3 protein-coding genes and 2 pseudogenes are annotated in these 4,078 nt (G+C 62.9%); 4 read left to right on the top strand and 1 reads right to left on the bottom strand.

The window, feature by feature from the left end; translation table 11 throughout:
• The first annotated feature begins 52 nt into the window (after positions 1-52).
• The 3 genes and pseudogenes from HX817_RS15995 (at position 53) to HX817_RS31345 (ending at position 2,438) form a co-directional block, all read left to right on the top strand.
• Positions 53-757: an ABC transporter permease gene (locus HX817_RS15995; protein WP_003217052.1), complete on the top strand. Its 705-nt coding sequence runs from the start codon at positions 53-55 to the stop codon at positions 755-757.
• Positions 758-764: 7 nt separating this feature from the next.
• Positions 765-1,443 (top strand): annotated as a pseudogene (locus HX817_RS15990) (ABC transporter permease).
• Positions 1,440-2,438, top strand: a complete 999-nt coding sequence (locus tag HX817_RS31345; RefSeq protein ID WP_008433732.1) for a DMT family transporter — start codon at positions 1,440-1,442, stop codon at positions 2,436-2,438. The pseudogene HX817_RS15990 and the gene HX817_RS31345 overlap by 4 nt, the downstream one beginning before the upstream one ends.
• Here HX817_RS31345 and HX817_RS15985 read toward each other — a convergent pair.
• Positions 2,394-2,822 (bottom strand): annotated as a pseudogene (locus HX817_RS15985) (TetR family transcriptional regulator C-terminal domain-containing protein); the annotation flags it as partial. The gene HX817_RS31345 and the pseudogene HX817_RS15985 sit on opposite strands and share 45 nt — an antisense overlap.
• Before the next feature lie 158 nt (positions 2,823-2,980).
• Here HX817_RS15985 and HX817_RS15980 point away from each other — a divergent pair.
• Positions 2,981-3,976 carry a succinylglutamate desuccinylase/aspartoacylase family protein gene (locus HX817_RS15980; protein ID WP_177040559.1) on the top strand — a complete coding sequence of 332 codons (996 nt, stop codon included), beginning with the start codon at positions 2,981-2,983 and terminating at the stop codon, positions 3,974-3,976.
• Positions 3,977-4,078: the final 102 nt, after the last annotated feature.

The following is a 4,078-nucleotide window of genomic DNA, read 5'->3' as shown; positions in this document are numbered from 1 at the left end:
GCAAGCTCCCTCACCACAGGGTCACCGCGTGTCATCGAAATAGGGAGCCGCGATGTTCGATCTACTCAGCTTCAGCGAACAAGGCTGGGGCAACGCATTGCTCAAGGGGTTATGGATGACCCTGCAGATCTCCGCCGGCTCGTTTGCGGTGGGGCTGCTGATCGGCCTGGTGGTGGCCTGCGCCAAGCTCAGTGCACCGCGCCCGATAGCCATGCTGATGCGCGGCTACACCACGGTGTTTCGCGCGGTGCCCGAGTTGCTGCTGATCCTGCTGCTGTATTACGCAGGCTCGATGGGCCTCAACGCATTGATGCTGTGGCTGGGGTTTGCGCAGTTCAACATCAGCGGCCCGCTGGTAGCGGTCCTGGTACTGGGGCTGGTGCAAGGCGCGTACGCCTCGGAGATTTTTCGCGCGGCGATCCTCGCGATTCCCCATGGCCAGATCGAAGCGGCGCGGGCGTTTGGCTTGAGCGGCTTTGGCCTGTTCCGTCGGGTGACCCTGCCGATCATGGCGCCATACGCCCTGGCGGGGATGTCCAACCTGTGGATCAATCTGATCAAGGACAGCGCGCTGATCAGCGTAGTGGGCACCAACGAACTGCTGTACACCGCCAAACAGGCGGCGGGCTCGACCCGGCATTACCTGTTGTTCTACCTCACGGCCGCCGCCTTGTATTACCTGGTGACACTGGCCTCCAACTACCTGTCCGGGCGCCTGGAGCGACGTATTCGTCGCTGGATGCCGGTTGTCGAGTGAGCCGCACATGCCTGAGTGGATAAGTTATTACGCAGGACTGATCGCCAAGGGCTTGCAGACGACGCTGTCGCTGCTGGTGATCTCGGCAGTGCTCGGCTTCGCCCTGGCGGTGCTGGTAGCGCTGGCGCGGCTGTCCCGGCGCAAGTGGCTGGCCCGTTGCGCACTGGGCTACACCAGTGTGCTGCGGGGCACGCCGCTGCTGATCCAGATCTACATCTTCTATTACGGCCTGGGCAGCCTGTTTGCCCAGTTCCCGATGATTCGCGGGAGTTTCCTCTGGCCGTTCCTGCGGGACGGTTACTGGTACATCGTGTTCGCCCTGGTGTTNNGAAGTGATTCGCGGCGGGCTGCTGGCCGTGCCCAAGGGTGAAATGGAAGCCGCCTCGGCGTTCGGCATGACGCCACGCCAGGCACTGTTGCGGGTGCGCCTGCCACGGGCCATGCGCCTGCTGCTGCCGACCCTGGCGGGGGAGACGGTGATGCTGCTCAAGTCCACGGCGCTGGCCTCGACCATTGCGGTAGTCGACCTGCTTGGCGCCGCCAACGTGGTACGCGCCCAGACCTTGCAGATCTACCAGCCGCTGCTGCTGGTGGCCGGGGTCTACCTGTGCCTGACCTTTTTGATTGAAGCCCTGTACGCGATTGCCGAGCGACGCGGCACACCGTTGCGCAGGTCTGCCGGATGAAAACCGATCGCTCGTTGCAAGGGATTGCCCTGTGCTCGCTGGCCTATGCGTTCCTGGCGCTGCAGGACGCCGGGATCAAATGGCTGGTGGCCGACTATTCAGTGTTCACCATCCTGTTCTGGCGCAGCCTGGTGGTGGTCGCCGCGTGCGTGATCGCCGGGCGAATGGGTTTGCTCAAGCGTGCCTGGCACTCGGTCAGCCGCAAGCTGTTGATCATCCGCGGCCTGCTGTCGCTGCTGGCCTGGCTGCTGTACTACACCGCCGCCAGAGACCTGACCCTGGCGGAAATGACCACGCTGTATTTTTCCGCACCGATCATGGTCACGTTGCTCGCGGCATTGATCCTCAAGGAGCGCGCCAGTCGCGGCCAGTGGATTTCGCTGATCATCGGCTTTGTCGGCGTGGTGATCGCCTGTCGCCCCAGCAACATGCTCGACCCATTGCCAATCGCCCTGACATTGGCGGCAGCACTGTGCTGGGCGTTTACCTATATCCAGTTGCGCCAGGTGGACGACAACACCTCGGTGCTGGAGCAGATGCTGATCACCAATGTGGTGTTTGTGATCTGCATGGCGCTGACGCTGCCCTGGACCCACACGCCATCGCCGACCCCGGCATGGCTGGGCATGCTCGGCGCGGGGCTGGTGGGCGGGATTGGCCAGTTCCTGCTGTTTGCGAGCTTCCGCCGGGCAACGGCGACGCTGCTGGCGCCGTTTGAATACACCGGTTTGATCTGGGCGTTCCTGCTCTCGAGCCTGGTCTGGGGCACGGTGATGGACGTGTCGCTGATTTTCGGCGCCGTGCTGATCGCCATCAGCGGCACCCTGGCCATGCTCAGCGCCCGGCACCCCGTGTCACAGGATGTGGTCGGCGCCGAATGCTCCGTGACGCAGCCCCTGTATCCAGCAACGGCAGATGTGCAGCCCGTTGGCGGGGCTGAAGGTGCCGGGGTTGAGGCACCACTCGAGCCAGAGTCCGTCGAGCATCGCCGATAAGCCGATGGCGGCCAGGCGCGTGTCGTGGATCACGAAGCCTTCGCTCTCGGCCAGGTCGTCGAGCAACTGGCGGATCAGGTCGAGGTAGGCGCGGTAGCTTTTTTCATGGGAGTCGTTCACGTGGTTCGAGTGGCGGATCAGGCTCCAGAACACCACCCAGACGCCCAACAGTTTCGGGTCCATGACCCGCGAGGAAAACGAGCCGGCGAGGAATGCATCGAGCCGCGCGGCAGGGCCCACGGCCTGGTCGACTTCCTGCCACAGGGCGGTGGTCAGTTCGCTGGCGAGTTTGTGGTAGGTCTCGGCGATCAGTGCATCGATGCTGCCGAAATGGTGATTGAGCAACCCCACCGAAACCCCGGCTTCAGCGGCGATGCGCCGCACGGAAATGCCGGCATGCCCGTCACGGGCGAGGCTGGTGAGGGTGGCGGCAATCAACAGGTCGCGACGGTCTTCGGCCACAGGCACACCCTCGGTGAAGATACATGGTTGAACGTGTGTTCAATATATACCTGCAGAACCAACAAGAGGAGGGCAACGGCATGGCAAAAGACCTTTCGTGGCAAGTCCCCGGGGATTCCGGGAACACCCTGCACATTGGCGCCTGGCGCTTCGAGGGTGACGGCAGCGGGCCTCGGGTGCACCTGCAGGCCGGTGTGCATGCCGATGAAATCGCCGGAATGCTGGTGTTGCATCAACTGCTGCCGCGTTTGCAGGCCTGCCAGGATCAGGGCCGGCTCAAGGGCACGGTGACGGTGGTGCCCCAGGCCAACCCGTTTGGCATTGGCCAGTTTCGCCAGGGGCGGTTGTTGGGGCGGTTTCACGAAGCCACCGGGCAGAATTTCAACCGGGCGTTTGATCATTCATTGGCCATGGAGCGGCCGGCCAGCAACCTGGCGCAATGGCAGAAAAGCCTGGTGCAACTGGCCGCCGATGCTGACCTGGTGCTGGACCTGCACACCGATGATGAAGCCCTGCCATATCTCTACATCCACCGCAGCTTTTGGCCAGAGGGCCAGGTATTGGCGGCGGCGTTGCAGGTGGATGTGGTGATTGTCTGGGACGAGGGCGGTGATGGGTCGTTTGAGGAGACCATCATTGATCATGGGCAGCCGCGGTTGGCGGCGACGATTGAATTGCGTGGGCAGGCGGATGTGAGTGATGCCCTGGCCGGGCAGGATGGTGATGGGATCTGGGCTTGGCTCTGCGCCAGCGGGGTGATTGATGAGGCGCCGGTGATTGCTCAATGGCGGGGGCAGGTGGTGGACATGGGCTGCATGGAGACCATCCTGGCACCGTGTGCCGGGGTGTTGGTGTTTGAAAAAGGTTTGGGTGAACAGGTGGAAGAGGGTGAACGGTTTGCGCGGATTATTCGGCGGCCTGGGGATCCGGCTTCTGAGGTTGTGCTGCATGCGGCGCAAACCGGGCGGATGGTGACGGGGCATCGGGAGCGGCTGGTTTCACAGGGTTCGGTGGTGGCCAAGTTTACCGGGACGCGGTTGTCTGAGGGGTACAGCGGGGGGGTGTTGGATCCTTAGGCGGGAGTACATATCCGTTTCTTCGGTTATGGCTGGTATTGGTTCCGCTCTTACAGCGGCTCACTTTTGAACAGCGCAAAAGTAAGCAAAACGCTCTTGCCC

Source organism: Pseudomonas sp. C6002, assembly GCF_013385805.1.
Taxonomy (GTDB): domain Bacteria; phylum Pseudomonadota; class Gammaproteobacteria; order Pseudomonadales; family Pseudomonadaceae; genus Aquipseudomonas.
This window is presented reverse-complemented; position numbering and strand designations above follow the sequence as displayed.